15 protein-coding genes are annotated in these 19,453 nt (G+C 51.1%); 7 read left to right on the top strand and 8 right to left on the bottom strand.

Features of this window, described 5'->3' with window-relative positions:
• Nucleotides 1-5 precede the first annotated feature (5 nt).
• From OGY15_RS07030 to OGY15_RS07015, 4 genes are all read right to left on the bottom strand, one after another.
• Nucleotides 6-707 carry a DnaA inactivator Hda gene (locus OGY15_RS07030; RefSeq protein ID WP_211924219.1) on the bottom strand — a complete coding sequence of 234 codons (702 nt, stop codon included), beginning with the start codon at nucleotides 705-707 and terminating at the stop codon, nucleotides 6-8.
• A 95-nt stretch (nucleotides 708-802) separates the two neighbouring features.
• Nucleotides 803-2,092 (bottom strand): uracil permease, encoded by a 1,290-nt coding sequence (uraA, locus tag OGY15_RS07025; RefSeq protein WP_003037932.1) that lies wholly within the window; start codon nucleotides 2,090-2,092, stop codon nucleotides 803-805.
• Nucleotides 2,093-2,188: 96 nt separating this feature from the next.
• Nucleotides 2,189-2,815 (bottom strand): uracil phosphoribosyltransferase, encoded by a 627-nt coding sequence (upp, locus tag OGY15_RS07020; protein WP_003037929.1) that lies wholly within the window; start codon nucleotides 2,813-2,815, stop codon nucleotides 2,189-2,191.
• A gap of 183 nt (nucleotides 2,816-2,998) precedes the next feature.
• Nucleotides 2,999-4,429: a 6-phospho-beta-glucosidase gene (locus OGY15_RS07015; RefSeq protein ID WP_252837829.1), complete on the bottom strand. Its 1,431-nt coding sequence runs from the start codon at nucleotides 4,427-4,429 to the stop codon at nucleotides 2,999-3,001.
• Nucleotides 4,430-4,849: 420 nt separating this feature from the next.
• Between OGY15_RS07015 and purM the strand changes: the two genes are divergently transcribed.
• The 4 genes from purM to ppx all read left to right on the top strand — a co-directional run bounded on the left by purM (nucleotide 4,850) and on the right by ppx (nucleotide 10,350).
• Nucleotides 4,850-5,887 carry a phosphoribosylformylglycinamidine cyclo-ligase gene (gene purM, locus OGY15_RS07010; RefSeq protein WP_003838485.1) on the top strand — a complete coding sequence of 346 codons (1,038 nt, stop codon included), beginning with the start codon at nucleotides 4,850-4,852 and terminating at the stop codon, nucleotides 5,885-5,887.
• Nucleotides 5,884-6,525, top strand: a complete 642-nt coding sequence (purN, locus tag OGY15_RS07005) for a phosphoribosylglycinamide formyltransferase (RefSeq protein WP_101741993.1) — start codon at nucleotides 5,884-5,886, stop codon at nucleotides 6,523-6,525. Before purM ends, purN begins: the two co-directional genes overlap by 4 nt.
• A 212-nt stretch (nucleotides 6,526-6,737) precedes the next feature.
• Complete coding sequence (gene ppk1, locus OGY15_RS07000; RefSeq protein WP_003037917.1) at nucleotides 6,738-8,804, top strand: polyphosphate kinase 1; 2,067 nt, start codon at nucleotides 6,738-6,740, stop codon at nucleotides 8,802-8,804.
• A gap of 4 nt (nucleotides 8,805-8,808) precedes the next feature.
• Nucleotides 8,809-10,350 (top strand): exopolyphosphatase, encoded by a 1,542-nt coding sequence (gene ppx / locus OGY15_RS06995; protein ID WP_187258609.1) that lies wholly within the window; start codon nucleotides 8,809-8,811, stop codon nucleotides 10,348-10,350.
• Here ppx and OGY15_RS06990 read toward each other — a convergent pair.
• Complete coding sequence (locus OGY15_RS06990; RefSeq protein ID WP_210904484.1) at nucleotides 10,330-12,600, bottom strand: bifunctional diguanylate cyclase/phosphodiesterase; 2,271 nt, start codon at nucleotides 12,598-12,600, stop codon at nucleotides 10,330-10,332. The genes ppx and OGY15_RS06990 overlap by 21 nt on opposite strands.
• A 348-nt stretch (nucleotides 12,601-12,948) precedes the next feature.
• On the opposite strand from OGY15_RS06990, the gene OGY15_RS06985 reads away from it, so the two are divergent.
• Nucleotides 12,949-13,152, top strand: coding sequence for a YfgG family protein (locus OGY15_RS06985; protein ID WP_151217646.1), 204 nt, complete (start codon nucleotides 12,949-12,951; stop codon nucleotides 13,150-13,152).
• A 363-nt stretch (nucleotides 13,153-13,515) separates the two neighbouring features.
• Nucleotides 13,516-14,394, top strand: a complete 879-nt coding sequence (gene mscS, locus OGY15_RS06980) for a small-conductance mechanosensitive channel MscS (protein ID WP_286538873.1) — start codon at nucleotides 13,516-13,518, stop codon at nucleotides 14,392-14,394.
• Between the two features lie 92 nt (nucleotides 14,395-14,486).
• On the opposite strand, the gene guaA is transcribed toward mscS, so the two are convergent.
• Complete coding sequence (gene guaA, locus OGY15_RS06975; RefSeq protein WP_286538872.1) at nucleotides 14,487-16,064, bottom strand: glutamine-hydrolyzing GMP synthase; 1,578 nt, start codon at nucleotides 16,062-16,064, stop codon at nucleotides 14,487-14,489.
• A gap of 63 nt (nucleotides 16,065-16,127) precedes the next feature.
• Nucleotides 16,128-17,594, bottom strand: a complete 1,467-nt coding sequence (guaB, locus tag OGY15_RS06970) for an IMP dehydrogenase (protein WP_187253548.1) — start codon at nucleotides 17,592-17,594, stop codon at nucleotides 16,128-16,130.
• Between the two features lie 160 nt (nucleotides 17,595-17,754).
• Between guaB and xseA the strand changes: the two genes are divergently transcribed.
• Entirely contained in the window at nucleotides 17,755-19,128 is a 1,374-nt protein-coding gene (xseA, locus tag OGY15_RS06965; RefSeq protein WP_252837832.1) for an exodeoxyribonuclease VII large subunit, read from the top strand.
• Here the strand turns inward: xseA and OGY15_RS06960 are convergent.
• Entirely contained in the window at nucleotides 19,125-19,340 is a 216-nt protein-coding gene (locus OGY15_RS06960) for a zinc ribbon domain-containing protein (protein WP_286538871.1), read from the bottom strand. The two genes, xseA and OGY15_RS06960, sit on opposite strands and share 4 nt — an antisense overlap.
• Between the last annotated feature and the right edge of the window lie 113 nt (nucleotides 19,341-19,453).

Here is a 19,453-nt window from a genome sequence, read left to right as displayed (position 1 = left end):
GGCGCTTACAGCTTCAGTATCTCTTTTACGAACGGAATGGTCAGCTTACGCTGGGCGGTGATTGATGCATGATCAAGTTGATCCAACGTCATAAACAGCGTACGCATTTCCCGATCCAAACGCTTAAGCAGAAAGCGTCCCACATCTTCCGGCAGTTCAAACCCACGTAGCCTGGCGCGTAATTGCAACGCCTGCAGTTTATCTTCATCAGAAAGCGGCTGTAGCTTATAGATTTGCCCCCAGTCCAGGCGCGAAGCGAGATCTGGCAGCCCCAAATTGAGCTGCCTTGGCGGGCGATCACCGGTGATCAGCAGCCGAGTTTTCCCCGACTCCAGGATGCGATTGTAGAGATCGAAGATCGCCATTTCCCATAGCGAATCGCCGGCCACGCATTCGATGTTGTCGATGCAGACCAGCGACAAATGCTCCATACCGTCAAGCACCTCGGGGACGAACCAGGTGCGCTTATCAAGCGGCACATAGCCTACCGCATCGCCCCGCGCAGACAGTTCCGCACAGGCTGCATGCAGCAAATGGCTACGGCCAGCGCCTTCACGCGACCAAAGATAAATATACCCGCTATGTTCCTGACGCAGCACATTTTGCAGTGCAGCCAGTAAAGAGGAGTTATCCCCCGGCCAGAAACTTGCGAAAGTTTCGTCGTCAGGCAGATAAAGTGGCAAAGAGAGCTGTGCCGGTGTGTTCAGAGATACCTCAACCCAGGATTTCATAAAATCGCGTTGAGTTTAACACAGAAATGCGTCGCGATAGAACCGGGCAGCGTCGCCGCCCGGTCAAAGGTTTACTGTTGCTCAGTGTCGGCATCTTTGGCGTCAAGCACCACTTCTTCCGGACGCAGCAGGCTGATAACTTTGAAAATCAGGCTCAGACAGACACCCACAATAGTCGCCAGCGCCATGCCTTTCAGCTCAGCAGCACCGATGTGAACTTTCGCGCCGCTGACGCCGATGATCAAAATAACCGAGGTCAGGATCAGGTTCTGTGCTTTGTTGTAATCAACTTTTGACTCGATTAGCACGCGAATACCGGAAGCACCAATCACGCCGTACAGCAGCAGAGATACGCCGCCCATGACCGGCAGTGGAATGATTTGGATCGCCGCAGCCAGTTTACCCACGCAAGAGAGCAGAATGGCGAAAATCGCCGCGCCACCAATAACCCAGGTACTGTAAACGCGGGTAATCGCCATAACGCCGATGTTCTCGCCGTACGTGGTGTTCGGCGTAGAACCGAAGAAGCCGGAGATCACCGTCGACAAGCCGTTAGCAAACATAGAACGATGCAAGCCTGGATCGCGAATCAAATCTTTTTTTACGATATTCGCCGTTACCACCAGGTGCCCGACGTGTTCAGCAATAACCACCAGCGCCGCAGGCAGAATGGTCAGAATAGCGACCCATTCAAAGCGCGGTGTGTAAAACGTTGGCAGAGCAAACCAGTGAGCCTGCGCTATCGGCGTGGTGTCCACGACGCCCATCACGAAGGAGAGCGCGTAACCGGCCAGCACCCCAATCAAAATCGGGATAATCGCCATAAAGCCACGGAACAGTACGGAACCAAATACCGTCACCGCCAGCGTCACCATTGAGATGATGATGGTTGTTGAGTCTGGCGCTTGTCCTTCAGCAGGCAGTAATCCCGCCATGCCCGCAGCGACCCCTGCCAGCTCCAGACCGATGACGGCAACGATTGCGCCCATAGCCGCAGGCGGGAACATTACATCCAGCCAGCCAGTACCGGCTTTCTTAACAATGAATGAAACCAGGCAGAAAAGGATGCCACACATAATGAAACCGCCCAGCGCCACTTCATACCCTAGCGGCAGCAGCAGCAGAACCGGGGAAATAAACGCGAAACTGGAACCGAGGTAAGCCGGAATTTTACCTTTACAAATAAAGAGATACAGTAACGTACCAATGCCGTTAAACAGCAGAACGGTAGCAGGGTTGATATGAAACAGGACTGGCACCAGTACCGTTGCGCCAAACATGGCGAACAGGTGCTGCAAACTAAGCGGGATTGTCTGTAAAAGCGGCGGTCTTTCACTCACCCCGATAGCACGGCGCGTCATAGTGTTTTCCTCTGAGTGTTGTTTGTTATTAGCGATTGGGTTGTTTTATTCAAAAAAAAGCCGACTCTTAAAGTCGGCTTCTTTTTATTTATTCATTTACTTGGTACCAAAAATCTTATCGCCGGCATCGCCGAGCCCAGGAATAATGTATCCGTGCTCGTTCAGTCCCTGATCGATGGAGGCGGTGTACAGCTCGACATCCGGGTGCGCTTTTTCCAGCGCCGCGATACCTTCCGGCGCGGCAACCAGTACCAGTACTTTAATGCTGCTGCAGCCTGCTTTTTTCAGCAGGTCGATGGTAGCGATAACCGAACCGCCGGTTGCCAGCATCGGGTCAACGATCAGCGCCATACGCTCATCAATGTTAGAAACCAGCTTCTGGAAGTATGGAACCGGCTCCAGCGTCTCTTCATTGCGGTACATACCTACCACGCTGATACGCGCGCTTGGAACGTTTTCCAGTACGCCTTCCATCATGCCCAGGCCCGCACGCAGAATTGGCACAACGGTGATTTTTTTACCTTTGATTTGGTCAACTTCAACCGGACCATTCCAGCCTTCAATGGTCACCTTTTCGGTTTCCAGACCAGCGGTTGCTTCATAAGTCAGCAGGCTGCCAACTTCCGAGGCGAGTTCACGAAAGCGTTTAGTGCTGATGTCGTTTTCACGCATCAGTCCCAGCTTGTGTTTGACGAGTGGGTGTTTGACTTCCACGATCTTCATACTCTTCTCCTTTCCTCAGACGAGTGGCAACCACAAAAAAAATCGCCGGATTATACCGCTTTTCGTCTCTGGCGCAACACTGCATACGCTTGATATGGATCAACCAAAATCGTTTGCGTCCGGATGATGAGTATAAAACAAGCCCCGCTTTGAGGTCGGGGCTTATTGTCAACACTATGAATTTTAAATATTTTCAGCGTTGCTCTGGATGACGTTTCGATACCAGGAAAAAGATTTCTTCGGCGAGCGTGCTAATGTCCCACTCCCGTCATTATTTTTATCAACATAGATAAAACCGTAGCGTTTTTTCATCTCCCCCGTCCCGGCCGAGACTAAATCAATACAGCCCCACGGGGTATAGCCCATCAGATCCACGCCATCTTCCACCACCGCTTTTTTCATTTCGCGGATATGCGCGGCCATATAGTCAATACGATAGGAATCATCCACCGAGCCGTCGGCCTGCTGCACGTCAATCGCACCAAAGCCGTTTTCTACAATAAACAGCGGCAGTTGATAGTGATCCCAGAACCAGTTCAGGGAATAGCGCAAACCGACCGGATCAATCTGCCAGCCCCAGTCCGACTTCTGCACGTACGGGTTAGAAACCAGGCTTTTCGACTCATCGTAATCCAGCTGTGGATTATCTGCCGTAGCCTGCGTCGCGAAAGACATATAATAACTAAAGCCAATGTAATCAACGCAGCCTTCAGTCAGTACCTGGCGATCTTCCTCGGTGATATCAAGTAAAAAGCCACGGCGTTCGAAATAGTTCATCAGATGCTGCGGATACTTGCCGCGCACGTGTACGTCAGTGAACCAGTAGCGGCAGTGCATGGCGTTCATCGCCATCATCATGTCATTCGGCGCACAGGTCAGCGGATAAATTGGGCACATCGCAATCATGCAACCAATTTGCAGCGCCGGATTTATCTCACGTGCGGCCTTTACTGCCAGCGCGCTCGCTACCAGCTCATAGTGCGCCGCCTGGTACATGACCGGTTCGCGATCTTCACCGGGCAGGTATTTCAGACCAGAGTTAGTAAAGGGCGCGAAGTCTTCGTGATAATTTGCCTGATTGTTAATCTCATTAAACGTCATCCAGTACTTCACTTTGTGCTGGTAACGAGTGAAAACCACCCGGGCAAAACGGACAAAAAAGTCGATCAGCTTACGGTTGCGCCAGCCGCCATATTCCGTCACCAGATAGTAGGGCATCTCGAAGTGCGACAACGTAATCACCGGCTCAATGCCATATTTCAGACATTCGTCGAACAGATCATCATAGAACTGCAGGCCAGCTTCGTTGGGTTGCGCTTCGTCGCCTAAGGGAAAAATCCGCGTCCAGGCAATAGAAGTACGAAAACATTTAAACCCCATTTCGGCAAACAGCTTTATGTCGTCTTTATAGCGATGATAAAAATCGATGGCATCGTGGTTAGGGTAATTTTTACCGGCAATGACACCGTCAGTAATTTCACGCGCCACACCATGCGCCCCCGCCGTCATGACATCGGCAACGCTAATTCCTTTACCGCCCTCCTGCCAGCCACCTTCCAGTTGATGAGCAGCGACAGCGCCACCCCACATGAAATCTGCTTTAAATCCTGACATCCCCTTCCCCTATCGTGATGAGTCTGCGCAAAACGCTCTATACCCGTCATACTTCAAGCTGCATGTGCGTTGGCTTTTCTCGCTCACTCCAGTTACGTACTTATGTACGCTCCTGGAGATTCGCTGCGTCGCCGCCTTCCTGCAACTCGAATTATTTAGGGTATAAATGAGGTTCGTAACAGAAAACAGAAACCGGTTTCAGTACGATACTGTGCATTCGGCTGGCAGGTTTCAAGCACAAGACTGTACCCGGTTTCATTTTCGTGGCGCAGTTCAAACAAATAGATAAATGATTGTAAAATGCTGAAAAAATCAGCAGATAAAACTTGATGCAGAGCAGGCTCGCAAACGTTTGCTTTCCCTGTTAGAATTGCGCCGAATTTAACTTTTACTGCAAGTAAACATGTGGGGAAGCAGGCAGTGACCGATAAAACCTCTCTTAGCTACAAAGATGCCGGTGTTGATATTGATGCAGGTAATGCTCTGGTTGATCGAATCAAAGGCGTAGTAAAGAAAACGCGTCGTCCGGAAGTTATGGGTGGTCTGGGTGGCTTCGGTGCGCTGTGCGCATTGCCGCAAAAATATCGTGAACCGGTACTGGTTTCCGGCACTGATGGCGTTGGCACAAAACTGCGTCTGGCAATGGATCTGAAACGTCACGACACTATCGGTATTGACCTTGTCGCTATGTGCGTGAACGATCTTGTCGTTCAGGGTGCTGAGCCGCTGTTTTTCCTCGACTACTATGCGACCGGCAAACTGGATGTAGATACCGCAGCCAGCGTCATTAACGGGATTGCCGAAGGTTGTCTGCAGTCTGGCTGTGCACTGGTCGGCGGGGAAACGGCAGAAATGCCGGGGATGTACCACGGCGAAGATTACGATGTGGCGGGCTTCTGTGTTGGCGTCGTCGAAAAATCAGAAATTATCGACGGTTCTAAAGTGGCTGACGGCGACGTACTGATTGCGCTCGGCTCCAGCGGTCCGCATTCCAACGGCTACTCTCTGGTGCGTAAAATTGTTGAAGTCAGCGGTTGTGACCCGGAAACCACCGAGCTCGAAGGCAAGTCGCTGGCCGATCACTTGCTGGCCCCGACCCGCATTTACGTAAAATCCATTCTGGAACTGATCGAGAAGGTTGATGTGCATGCCATTGCCCATCTGACCGGCGGCGGTTTCTGGGAAAATATTCCACGCGTTCTGCCAGACAACACGCAGGCCGTGATCGACGAATCTTCATGGCAATGGCCAGCCGTCTTCAACTGGCTGCAAACGGCGGGTAACGTTAGCCAGCATGAGATGTATCGCACCTTTAACTGCGGCGTAGGCATGGTTATCGCCCTGCCAGCTCCGGAAGTGGACAAAGCCCTGGCTTTGCTCAATGAGAAAGGTGAAAACGCATGGAAAATCGGTATCATCAAAGCTTCTGATTCCGAACAGCGTGTGGTTATTGAATGAAAAACATTGTGGTGCTCATTTCCGGCAACGGAAGCAATTTGCAGGCGATAATTGACGCCTGCGAACAGAAAAAAATCAATGGCACCATACGTGCAGTATTCAGTAACAAGGCCGATGCGTTCGGCCTTGAACGCGCACGCGAAGCGAATATTCCGGCGTACTCGCTGGAAGCCGCCCAGTTTGCCAGTCGCGAAGCCTTCGACCGTCAACTGATGCAAGAGATTGACGCCTGGGCACCCGATGTGGTGGTGCTGGCCGGTTATATGCGCATCCTCAGCCCGGCGTTTGTCGCACACTATTCTGAACGATTGCTGAATATCCACCCGTCTTTATTGCCGAAGTATCCAGGCCTGCACACGCACCGTCAGGTGCTGGAAAATGGCGATGAAGAGCATGGGACCTCCGTCCACTTCGTCACCGATGAACTGGACGGTGGACCGGTTATTCTCCAGGCCAAGGTTCCGGTATTTGAAGGCGACAGCGAAGATGATGTCACGGCACGGGTTCAGGCCCAGGAGCACACCATTTATCCGCTGGTGGTAAGCTGGTTTACCGATGGTCGACTGAAGATGCGTGATAACGCTGCATGGCTGGACGGCGTTCGTCTGCCGCCACAAGGCTACGCCGCCGACGAATAATAAAAAAACCTGTAAACCGGATCTCACCCTCCGGTCTACAGGCATAAATACCTTTTCCGGTTAACATCTCCGGTATTCATCTATGCTCCCCCTTTCTCTTTGCTATCAGACGGTTTATTGTCATATTTTTCTGGCACAGTTGGACATCTGAGAGCAATGCTCGCCATAATAAATCGGTAGTGTCCCGTGAATGAAACGGAGTAAAAGTGGTAATGGGTCAGGAAAAGCTATACATAGAGAAAGAACTCAGTTGGTTAGCGTTCAACGAACGCGTACTCCAGGAAGCTGCTGATAAATCAAACCCGTTGATCGAACGGATGCGTTTCTTAGGCATCTATTCCAACAACCTCGACGAATTTTACAAGGTTCGCTTTGCCGAACTGAAGCGCCGAATCATTATTAGCGAAGAACAGGGTTCAAACTCTCACTCCCGCCATCTGTTGGGCAAAATCCAGGCTCGCGTATTAAAAGCCGATCAGGAATTTGACGGACTGTACAACGAGTTGTTGCTGGAGATGGCGCGCAATCAGATTTTCCTCATCAACGAACGTCAGCTGTCGGCCAATCAACAGAGCTGGTTACGCCATTACTTCAAGCAATATCTCCGCCAGCACATTACGCCGATTCTGATTAATCGCGAGACGGATTTAGTTCAGTTTCTGAAAGATGACTACACCTATCTGGCGGTGGAAATTATCCGTGGCGATACAATCCGCTACGCGCTGCTGGAAATCCCTTCTGATAAGGTTCCCCGTTTTGTGAATCTGCCGCCGGAAACTCCGCGCCGTCGCAAACCGATGATCCTCCTGGACAACATCTTACGTTACTGCCTTGACGACATTTTCAAAGGATTCTTTGATTACGATGCACTGAACGCCTATTCGATGAAAATGACCCGTGACGCTGAATACGATTTGGTGCACGAGATGGAATCGAGCCTGATGGAGCTGATGTCATCCAGCCTGAAACAGCGTCTGACCGCAGAGCCTGTACGCTTCGTCTATCAGCGCGACATGCCCAATGCGCTGGTTGAGGTACTGCGTGAAAAACTGACGATTTCTCGCTACGATTCGATTGTGCCCGGCGGGCGTTACCATAACTTCAAAGACTTTATTAACTTCCCCAACGTTGGCAAAGCCAACCTGGTAAATAAACCGCTGCCACGTCTGCGCCACATCTGGTTCGACAACGAGAAATTCCGTAACGGATTTGATGCAATCCGTGAACGCGATGTACTGCTGTATTACCCATATCACACCTTTGAGCATGTTCTCGAACTATTGCGTCAGGCCTCCTTCGACCCAAGCGTACTGGCGATAAAGATCAATATCTACCGTGTAGCAAAAGACTCGCGCATCATTGACGCGATGATCCATGCCGCGCATAACAGTAAAAAAGTGACCGTGGTCGTGGAATTACAGGCGCGCTTTGATGAAGAAGCCAATATCCATTGGGCCAAACGTCTTACCGAAGCGGGCGTTCACGTTATCTTCTCTGCGCCGGGTCTGAAAATTCATGCCAAACTGTTCCTTATCTCACGTAAAGAAGGTGATGAAGTCGTGCGCTATGCGCATATCGGGACGGGCAACTTCAACGAAAAAACGGCGCGACTGTATACCGACTACTCGTTGCTTACCGCTGATTCGCGCATCACCAACGAGGTTCGCCGGGTTTTCAACTTCATCGAAAACCCGTATCGTCCGGTGACGTTCGATTATCTGCTGGTTTCTCCGCAGAACTCACGCCGTCTGCTGTACGCGATGATCGACAAAGAGATCGCTAATGCACAGCAAGGCCAGCCTTCTGGTATCACGCTAAAACTGAATAACCTTGTCGATAAAGGCCTGGTTGATCGTCTCTATGCGGCCTCAAGCTCAGGCGTACCGGTTAATTTGTTGATTCGCGGTATGTGTTCTCTGATCCCAAACCTGGAAGGTATCAGTGACAATATTCGCGTGATAAGCATTGTTGACCGCTACCTTGAACACGACCGGGTTTATATTTTCGAAAACGGTGGCGATAAGCAGGTATACCTCTCCTCCGCAGACTGGATGACCCGCAATATCGACTATCGTATCGAGGTCGCCACTCCGCTGTTGGACCCTCGTCTTAAGCAGCGCGTGCTGGATATTATCGATATCCTGTTCAGCGACACGGTGAAGGCTCGCTTCATCGATAAAGAACTCAGTAATCGCTACGTACCGCGCGGAAACCGCCGTAAAGTTCAGTCACAATTGGCGATTTACGATTACATCAAATCACTCGAGCAACCTGACTAACGCTATGCCAATACACGACAAGACTCCACGGCCGCAAGAATTTGCTGCGGTCGACCTTGGTTCAAACAGTTTCCATATGGTCATTGCCCGCGTGGTTGATGGCGCAATGCAGATAATCGGACGACTGAAACAACGCGTTCACCTGGCGGATGGCCTCGGCGAAGATAACAAACTGAGCGAAGAGGCAATGGAACGCGGATTAAGCTGCCTGTCGCTATTTGCCGAACGTCTGCAGGGCTTTCCCCCGTCAAGCGTATGCATCGTGGGAACCCATACTTTACGTCAGGCGCTAAATGCGACCGATTTTCTCAAGCGAGCAGAAAAAGTCATCCCCTACCCGATTGAGATTATTTCCGGTAATGAAGAAGCCCGACTGATTTTTATGGGTGTGGAACACACCCAGCCGGAAAAAGGCCGCAAGCTGGTTATTGATATCGGCGGTGGCTCAACAGAACTGGTGATCGGCGAAGATTTCGAGCCCAGGCTGGTCGAAAGCCGCCGTATGGGCTGCGTCAGTTTTGCCCAGATGTATTTCCCAGGCGGTGTCATCAACCGGGAAAACTTTCAGCGTGCCCGCATGGCAGCAGCGCAGAAGCTCGAAACCTTAACGTGGCAGTTTCGCATTCAGGGCTGGAATGTCGCAATGGGCGCGTCAGGCACGATTAAAGCGGCACACGAAGTGCTGCTGGAGATGGGTGAAAAAGACGGTTTTATCACCCCCGAACGCCTGGACAAACTGACATCTGAAGTGCTGAAGCATGCCTCATTTGATGCGCTCAGCCTGCCGGGGCTGTCAGAGGAGCGAAAGGCGGTATTTGTTCCCGGGCTCGCGATTCTGTGCGGCGTTTTTGACGCACTGGCGATCCGCGAACTTCGCCTTTCTGATGGCGCGCTACGCGAAGGCGTGCTGTATGAGATGGAAGGACGTTTTCGCCACCAGGACGTTCGCAGCCGTACCGCCAGCAGTCTGGCGAATCAGTACAACATCGACAGCGAACAGGCCCGGCGCGTGCTGGAAACGACGATGAAAATGTACGACCAGTGGCATACGCAGCAGCCAAAACTGGCCAATCCTCAACTGGAAGCGTTACTGCGCTGGGCAGCGATGCTGCATGAGGTTGGGCTGAACATCAACCACAGCGGTTTACATCGCCACTCTGCTTATATCTTACAAAACAGCGATTTACCGGGGTTCAATCAGGAACAACAGCTGATGATGGCAACATTAGTTCGTTATCATCGCAAAGCGGTGAAACTGGATGACTTGCCTCGCTTTACGTTGTTCAAGAAAAAACAGTTTCTGCCGTTAATTCAGTTGTTGCGCCTGGGCGTGCTGCTGAATAATCAGCGCCAGGCGACTACTACGCCGCCATCCCTGACTCTGATAACCGACGACAACCACTGGACCTTACGCTTCCCGCATGACTGGTTTAGCCAAAATGCGCTGGTGTTGCTCGATCTGGAAAAAGAGCAGCAATACTGGGAGGGCGTAACCGGCTGGCGTCTCAAAATTGAAGAAGAAAGCTCACCCGATATCGCCGCATAAACTCTCAGCAGGTGCCAGTTCAACTGGCGCCTGTTCTTCCAGCGTTTCATGCAATGGCAGGGGTTTTCCAATCAAATATCCCTGCATGTAATCAATTCCCAGCGAAATTACCGCACTGCGTATTTCTTCACTTTCAACATACTCTGCAACCACCTGCATTCTTTTCATCCGCGCTAGATGGCAAATAGAAGCCACAATTTGGTAGTCGAGGCTGTTCGAAACGATATTGCGTATAAAGCTGCCGTCAATTTTCAGGATATCGGCATTCACATTCTTCAGCCGCGCATAGCTGGCGTATCCGGTGCCAAAATCATCAATCGCAATCTGACAGCCCATAGATTGCAGCTGCAGTAACGTTGCCTGTGCCTGTTCCGCATTGGTTAAGGCGTTGCTTTCCGTAACTTCAAAGATCAACTGCCATGCTTCAACCTTGTACTTAACCAGTAGCTGGTTGATGTCATGCGGAAGTCGGGCGCGACATATCGACGTGGGTGACAAGTTAATGGCAAACCGACGGGCGGGCATTTTTTCCCGATTCTGCGCCATAAACTTCAGCGTATTTTCAATCACCCATAGATCAATACTGGACGACAAGCCAAACTCATGCGCGACCGGCAAGAAGCAATCAGGGGCGACGGTTTCACCGTCATCCCCCTCAAGACGTAGCAGGATTTCATGATAAACATCGCCGCGTACGCCAGAAATCGGCTGCGCCATCAGGAAAAAACGATTGTGCTCCAGCGCCTGCTGTAGACGATTCATCATCGCAACCTTATCTTTCAGATCACGTTGCAAGTGCATTACGCCCCGGCGCTGCAAGTTCTCTGGCGCATTGGTCGCCAGAGAAAGTTCGGCAATGGTGCTTAACTCACCCAGTAACAGATAGATATGGTTAACAGGAGAACGGACATAGCAAAAACTGATCCCCACCTGCGGCTGTAAAGGCATGCCATCCCAAATAAAACGGAACTGCTTGATATGCCTGTCCAGGGCCTCAATGCGCTCCTGATGAGACTCGGTGTTAAAACGCAAAACTAAGTCATTACCCGATAGCTGATAGACATGCTCATCCTGTTCCAACTGTGGCGTTATCCACTGTGAGAGTTTTTGCTTGTACTGGATACGCAGCATAATGCCGTAATTTTTTACCAGTAACTCCATGCCCGGAACACGCAAAAAGCAGAGTACTGACCATGGCGTTTTTTTCAAATCCCGGTTCAATGCGCGCAAATTTGGCAGATGCACCATCGGATCAAAGAATGCCAGACGATGATTGCGCCGGGTAACAAAGCGTTGGCGCGTTGCCAGTACGGCAATGAAGTTCACGATGAAGGAGAAAACAAGATAACTCGACGAGGTAATGGCAAGCTGGGTATCGTAGCCAGAATACCAGGGCATATAACGCTGGTAATAATGAATTGCGGTAATAAGTACGACAGACCATATCAGCGAAATAAATCTGTAGCCGTAACGCATTGCTCCCCAGAGCATGACGGGTAGCAACAGCGACAGCGTATAATTTGTGCTAAATATTGAGCTTTGTTCATTTAACGGCATACACAGTAATGCCATAAGTACAGCCAATATAATCAGCCAGATCGCAAACTCGGTTTTGGTAACTTTGTTATCAAACTGCTGCTTTAATTGAGAAAAATAGCCTCTGACATGCAAAGGGTTGCGGATCGTGCGAATAATAAAGTAGCACAAAGGAACCCCAACCAAATTCCCGACGAGCATGGCCTGATAGTTGATCAGCGTGCCAGTATTAAAGGGCATAACCCCCACCATGCCGGATTTACTCTCATAAACGCCCACAAACGCGGCAAACTGGAAGAGGATCAGAAACAGCGTCGCCGGGCAGAAGACCTGCCAAAACATGCGCTGAAACATCAGATGAGAGTCACCGTGAGATACGTTGTTCCGCCGGGGAGCAAATACTTTATACCCTCCCCAGCTCAGCACTATCGTAACAATAAAGTGCGAAATTATTGAGAGCGTTTCAAATAACCCAACCTGCGGATATTTGTAGCAGATAATGGAAATGATAATTCCCGGCAATGCCGCCCAGCCAAAAAATAGCATCAGGCTAATCATCAACGCCAAAGGCATGTAGAAAAGAATTACGGTCCCAGAACTAATATGGGCATAGGTATTAGCAGTGCTCAATATAGGCAACAGCAAAGATGGTAAGATGAGAGGTAACGCCCACCATCTATCTCTCATACCAATATAATGTTTTTTGAGTTTCATAGATGCTCAGTAGAATCCCGCACATCCTGCAGGGGGTATTCAGACAGGCATCCCACCTGACTCTAAACGATAAAGTTAAATACATTACGATGTCTCATCGATTTTAGTTATCATCAAACAGTGACGTTTGACATATATCAAAAAAAAGACTCTCATTAATCAATTATTACTCTTTTCATCGTTTCTTATCGTTAATTCATTATTAATGCAAATAATAATATTAATTTTCATAACATATGAGGATGAAACAACTGAAGCAATTTTACATAACGAAAAATTGACCATTGCCCCACAGTATGCCTTAATGTGAATATCGCCCTCAGTTGGGTACACTACAAGGAACCTTTTGTGAGCCAGGTTACCAGCCTACGCAAACGACATCGATTTAATAGTCGCATGATCCGGATCGTACTGCTTATCAGCTTTCTCTTCTTCTTCGGACGCTTCGTCTACTCCGCTATAGGTGCGTGGCAGCACCACCAGAACAAAAAAGAATCTCAGCAGATCACCCAGCCGCAACAGGCATCTCCTGCTCAAACCGACGTGCGCTGATCGCTCGCGCCTGTAGTATCTCAGCATTAAGATTCCTTACCGGATGGCTAATCGCCTGACATTTAACCATCCGGTAAGGGATTTAAGTGATGAAACAAAACGCTGCCTTACCCACCACTCGCACGGAGTTATCGGATGATAAACCGTGTTTTCGCACAAATGCACAATCTTTTAATCCCACTTCACCGCACCATTCGCGCTGATTTTTACGTTCCGATTGACTGGGTATAAAAAAACACACCGTGTTCAAATAGACGTCAATTAATATCGCCAAAAAATATCACAGATGAAAGCATTAATATTATGTATGGAATTAAATGCTTATTTGAATCATTACCATTTTAAATTCTACAGGGTTATACCATGAGTGGTTTTTCGTTATTTCCGAAAATAAGCAGCGGTCTTGAATGGATCGCTGGACACAGCGATGCGGTTATTCAATTCGGGTGGAATATCGTTGCCGCCGTAATTTTACTGCTTGTCGGTAAATTTGTCTCTCGCCTGCTCTCCAGTGGTCTGGAAAAGTTACTGTTAAAACGTAAAGTTGACCGAACCATTATCCAGTTCTTCACCGCGCTGGTACGTTACATTACCCTCGCTTTCGCCGTTGTTGCCGCGTTGGGTCGCGTCGGTATCGAAACATCCTCCATTATTGCCGTCATTGGTGCCGCCGGGTTGGCCATTGGGCTCGCGCTACAAGGATCGCTTTCCAACTTTGCCGCTGGCGTACTATTGGTCTCCCTGCGTCCTTTCCGCGCCGGAGAAGTGGTACAAATTGGCGCAGTCACCGGAACGGTGGAAAAGGTGCATATTTTCTCCACCACCCTGCTCACCGCCGACAGTAAAGAAGTGGTCATTCCAAACGGTAAGATCATCGCTGACAATATCATTAACTATTCCCGCCACCCTTTTCGTCGGATCGATCTGGTGATTGGCGTGGGCTATCAGACCCGGATAGCAGATGTTAAGCGCGTGATTAACCAGATTATCGAGCAGGATAGCCGCATCGATAAGCAACGTGGAGTAACCGTTCGTCTGGGCGAACTGGGCGCTTCAGCATTGAATTTTTACGTCCGCGTATGGGTACCCAACATCGAATACTGGAATACCTATTACGATCTGCTGGAAAACATTAAAGAAGCCCTGGACGCCAACCATATTGCCCTGCCGTATCCGCAGATGGATATCCGCGTGGAGAATGTGTCACCCCAATCTCCTCCCCAGCTACAGTTAGTTGATTAATAAGTTGTTCTCCGGTGTGAGCGCAATAAAAAACCCTCTGTTAAAGAGGGTTTGACATATTACCGTTCAAAAACCGCTAACGGAGAGAGATATTATTCCCACTCAATGGTAGCTGGCGGCTTACCGCTGATGTCATACACCACGCGGGAAATACCGTTAACTTCGTTGATGATGCGGTTAGAGACTCGGCCTAAGAAGTCATACGGCAGATGCGCCCAGTGGGCGGTCATAAAGTCGATGGTCTCAACAGCACGCAGGGAAACAACCCAGTCGTACTTACGGCCATCGCCCATGACGCCAACGGAACGCACCGGCAGGAACACGGTGAACGCCTGACTGACTTTGTTGTACAGGTCAGCTTTGTGCAATTCTTCAATGAAGATAGCATCCGCACGACGCAGCAGGTCGCAGTACTCTTTCTTCACTTCGCCCAGTACACGCACGCCGAGACCCGGCCCCGGGAACGGGTGACGGTACAGCATGTCGTATGGCAGGCCCAGCTCCAGACCAATCTTACGCACTTCGTCTTTGAACAGCTCACGTAGCGGTTCAACCAGACCCATCTTCATCTCTTTCGGCAGGCCGCCGACGTTATGGTGAGATTTAATGACGTGCGCTTTACCGGTGGCGGAAGCCGCGGATTCAATCACGTCAGGGTAGATAGTACCCTGCGCCAGCCATTTCACATCTTCCAGTTTCAGCGCTTCTTCGTCGAACACTTCAACGAATACGCGGCCGATGATCTTACGTTTCGCTTCCGGATCGTTCTCACCTTTCAGCGCGTCCAGGAAACGCTGTTCGCCTTCAACGTGAACGATGTTCAGTCCAAAATGGTCACCAAACATATCCATTACCTGCTGGGCTTCGTTCAGGCGCAGCAGACCGTTGTCAACGAACACACAGGTCAGGTTTTTACCGATCGCACGGTGCAGCAGCATCGCAGTCACGGAGGAGTCCACGCCACCGGACAGGCCGAGGATCACTTTATCATTGCCAACCTGCTCGCGAATGCGGGCAACGGCGTCATCGATAATTTTTGCCGGTGTCCATAGCGCTTCACACTGGCAGATATCGCGCACAAAGCGCTCCAGCATACGCATGCCCTGACTGGTGTGGGTCACTTCCGGGTGGAACTGCACGCCGTAGAAGCGTTTTTCTTCGTGCGCCATAATGGCGAACGGGCAGTTGTCGGTACTGGCGACAGTAACGAAACCTTCCGGGATAGCGGTCACTTTATCGCCATGACTCATCCATACGTCCAGCAGCGGTTTGCCATCGGCGGTCAGGGAGTCTTCAATACCACGCACCAGCGCGCTGTCGGTCTGAACCTCTACCTGTGCATAGCCGAATTCACGTTCGTTAGATCCTTCAACATGACCACCGAGCTGCATTGCCATAGTCTGCATGCCGTAGCAGACGCCGAATACCGGCACACCGGCATTGAAAACGTATTCTGGCGCGCGCGGGCTGTTTGCTTCGGTGGTGCTTTCCGGACCACCGGAAAGAATGATACCGCTTGGGTTGAATTCGCGAATTTGTGCTTCCGTAACATCCCATGCCCACAGTTCACAGTAGACGCCCAGTTCACGTACGCGACGTGCAACCAACTGAGTATACTGCGAGCCGAAATCGAGGATGAGAATGCGATGTTTATGAATATTGTCTGTCATTGACGCTAATTCCGAGGCAAGTGAAACAAATTCGCCCGGCATATAGCCGGGCGCGGAAACTTATCAGGAGCCCATGCGGTAGTTAGGGGACTCTTTGGTGATGGTCACATCGTGAACGTGACTTTCCTGAATACCCGCACCGCTGATGCGTACAAACTCTGCTTGAGTGCGCAGCGCGTCGATAGTACCACAGCCGGTCAGGCCCATACAGGAGCGCAGGCCACCCATCTGCTGGTGGATGATCTCTTTCAGGCGGCCTTTATACGCTACACGGCCTTCGATACCTTCCGGGACCAGTTTGTCAGCAGCGTTATCGCTCTGGAAGTAACGGTCGGAGGAGCCTTTGGACATCGCACCCAGAGAGCCCATACCGCGGTATGATTTGTAAGAACGGCCCTGGTACAGTTCGATTTCGCCCGGGGATTCTTCGGTACCCGCCAGCATGGAACCAACCATCACTGCAGCAGCACCGGCAGCGATTGCTTTCGCGATGTCGCCGGAGAAGCGAATACCGCCATCGGCGATAACCGGAATACCGGTGCCTTCCAGCGCTTCAACGGCGTCAGAAACAGCGGTGATCTGCGGTACACCTACGCCGGTCACGATACGAGTCGTACAGATGGAGCCAGGGCCGATACCGACTTTAACCGCGCTGCAGCCGGCTTCCGCCAGTGCGCGAGCGCCTGCGCCCGTTGCAACGTTACCGCCGATGATCTGCAGATCCGGATATTTAGCGCGAGTTTCACGAATACGCTGCAATACACCTTCAGAGTGACCGTGAGAGGAGTCAATCAGCAGTACGTCAACGCCCGCGGCAACCAGCGCGTCAACACGCTCTTCGTTACCAGCACCCGCGCCGACAGCAGCGCCAACGCGCAGACGACCATGCTCGTCTTTACAGGCGTTAGGTTTACGTTCTGCTTTCTGGAAATCTTTAACCGTGATCATGCCGAGCAGGTGGAAGCTGTCATCAACAACCAACGCTTTTTCAACGCGTTTTTCGTGCATTTTGGCAAAAACAACATCACGCGCTTCACCTTCGCGAACGGTCACCAGACGCTCTTTCGGGGTCATGTAAACGCTCACTGGCTGGCTGAGATCGGTCACAAAACGTACGTCGCGACCGGTGATGATGCCGACCAGTTCGTTATCTTCCGTCACAACCGGGTAGCCTGCAAAACCGTTACGCTCGGTCAGTTCTTTCACTTCGCGCAGCGTGGTGGTTGGCAGTACGGTCTGTGGGTCAGTTACCACGCCAGATTCGTGTTTCTTCACGCGGCGAACTTCTTCCGCCTGGCGCTCGATGGACATGTTTTTGTGGATAAAACCGATGCCGCCTTCCTGGGCCAGAGCAATTGCCAGGCGCGCTTCCGTCACGGTGTCCATTGCTGCGGAGAGCATAGGAATGTTCAGGCGAATGGTTTTCGTCAACTGGGTGCTGAGGTCAGCAGTATTCGGCAGAACGGTAGAATGAGCGGGAACGAGGAGGACGTCGTCAAACGTCAGGGCTTCTTTTGCGATACGTAGCATGGGCAATATCTCACCTGGGAGGTTATTAAATATTGCCGCGGCATTATACAGAGCGTAACCGATTGCATCCACACTTTTTTGCAAAAAAACCTTGCGCTCCTCTGTGGGCATGTTACTTTCGACTGAATAACCTGCTGATTTAGAATTTGATCCCGCTCACATGTTATCCTCTCAGACCACCTCAATTTTTACCGTAAGCCGCCTGAATCAGACGGTTCGTTTGCTGCTTGAGCAGGAAATGGGGCAAGTATGGATCAGCGGTGAAATATCCAATTTCACTCAGCCGTCCTCGGGTCACTGGTATTTCACGCTCAAAGATGACACCGCTCAGGTTCGCTGCGCGATGTTTCGCAACAGCAACCGCCGGGTAACGTTCCGCCCACAGCACGGGCAACAGGTACTGGTACGCGCCAACATTACATTGTATGAGCCGCGTGGGGACTACCAGATAATCGTCGAGAGCATGCAGCCAGCTGGCGAAGGCTTGTTGCAGCAAAAATATGAGCAACTGAAGGCCAAACTGCAGGCTGAAGGGCTGTTCGATCAGCAATTCAAAAAAACACTGCCCTCACCGGCCCACTGCGTCGGGGTTATCACCTCTAAAACCGGGGCTGCACTGCACGATATTCTTCACGTCCTGAAGCGTCGCGACCCTTCCCTGCCCGTTATTATCTACCCGACCGCAGTCCAGGGCGATGATGCGCCAGGACAAATTGTACGCGCCATTGAGCTGGCGAATGCCCGCAACGAATGCGACGTATTAATCGTCGGACGCGGCGGCGGCTCGCTGGAAGATTTATGGAGCTTTAACGACGAACGTGTAGCGCGAGCGATCTTTGCCAGCAACATTCCAGTAGTCAGCGCCGTCGGCCACGAAACTGACGTCACTATTGCCGATTTTGTCGGCGATCTGCGAGCGCCCACGCCATCAGCCGCGGCGGAGATTGTCAGCCGCAACCAACTTGAACTGCTGCGTCAAATTCAGCATGGTCAGCAGCGTCTGGAGATGGCGATGGACTACTATCTTGCCAACCGAACTCGTCGATTTACCCAGCTTTTTCACCGCCTGCAACAACAGCATCCGCAGTTGCGTCTGGCCCGCCAGCAGACCGTGCTGGAACGACTGCGTCAGAGAATGAACTTCGCACTTGAGAATAAGATCAAACAGGCGAATCAGCGTCAACAGCGCATACTACAGCGTCTGAATCAGCAAAACCTGCAGCCGCGTATCCACCGCACGCAAACACGTATTCAACAACTGGAATACCGGCTGGCGGAAAATATTCGCTCGCGCGTCAGCGAGCAGCGAGAACGTTTTGGCAATGCGGTCACGCATCTGGAAGCCGTCAGTCCGCTGGCCACGCTGGCACGTGGTTATAGCGTCACTACCGCGACAGACGGCAAAGTGCTGAAGCAAACCAAACAGGTGAAGGCCGGTGATGTGCTCACCACCCGACTGTCAGATGGTTGGGTAGAGAGCGAAGTGAAAGGCGTAACGGTGGCAAAGAAAACGCGTAAGAAAAAGCCGGATTAAACCGGCGCAAACTCCACGCGTTTCTTCGAAATCAGCCCATGGCCATTCTGACAGAAATAATCCACCGCGCCGCAGGCTTTTAACACTTGCAGTGGCAAATGGCATTCCGGACAACGCGCTTCCAGCTGAATATCTTTGTGACACTGCTCGCAGTGCGCCACACCGTTTTGTGGCTCCAGCTCTGCATGACAATCCGGGCATGTAATCGACATATCGTGTCCTTGTACAGAAAATGTATTCTTGTTTTTATTTTAACACCATGCGCGTAATGTGGCCCACGTAACTGCTGTTGTAACGTTAACAGGCACTCCACTTCTTCCGCACC

It is taken from the genome of Citrobacter sp. Cu231 (genome assembly GCF_030332265.1).
Classification (GTDB): Bacteria; Pseudomonadota; Gammaproteobacteria; order Enterobacterales; family Enterobacteriaceae; genus Citrobacter; species Citrobacter meridianamericanus.
Note: the sequence above shows the minus strand (reverse complement) of the source record. Positions and strands in the feature narration are given on the sequence as shown.

Bases quoted from the DNA above. Each gene is read 5' to 3' on its own strand.
- guaA (WP_286538872.1), bottom strand. From the start codon at position 16,064: ATGACAGACAATATTCATAAACATCGCATTCTCATCCTCGATTTCGGC.
- OGY15_RS07015 (WP_252837829.1), bottom strand. From the start codon at position 4,429: ATGTCAGGATTTAAAGCAGATTTCATGTGGGGTGGCGCTGTCGCTGCT.
- mscS (WP_286538873.1), top strand. From the start codon at position 13,516: ATGAGTGGTTTTTCGTTATTTCCGAAAATAAGCAGCGGTCTTGAATGG.
- ppx (WP_187258609.1), top strand. From the start codon at position 8,809: ATGCCAATACACGACAAGACTCCACGGCCGCAAGAATTTGCTGCGGTC.
- guaB (WP_187253548.1), bottom strand. From the start codon at position 17,594: ATGCTACGTATCGCAAAAGAAGCCCTGACGTTTGACGACGTCCTCCTC.
- ppk1 (WP_003037917.1), top strand. From the start codon at position 6,738: ATGGGTCAGGAAAAGCTATACATAGAGAAAGAACTCAGTTGGTTAGCG.
- upp (WP_003037929.1), bottom strand. From the start codon at position 2,815: ATGAAGATCGTGGAAGTCAAACACCCACTCGTCAAACACAAGCTGGGA.
- purN (WP_101741993.1), top strand. From the start codon at position 5,884: ATGAAAAACATTGTGGTGCTCATTTCCGGCAACGGAAGCAATTTGCAG.
- uraA (WP_003037932.1), bottom strand. From the start codon at position 2,092: ATGACGCGCCGTGCTATCGGGGTGAGTGAAAGACCGCCGCTTTTACAG.
- OGY15_RS06990 (WP_210904484.1), bottom strand. From the start codon at position 12,600: ATGAAACTCAAAAAACATTATATTGGTATGAGAGATAGATGGTGGGCG.
- OGY15_RS06960 (WP_286538871.1), bottom strand. From the start codon at position 19,340: ATGTCGATTACATGCCCGGATTGTCATGCAGAGCTGGAGCCACAAAAC.
- xseA (WP_252837832.1), top strand. From the start codon at position 17,755: ATGTTATCCTCTCAGACCACCTCAATTTTTACCGTAAGCCGCCTGAAT.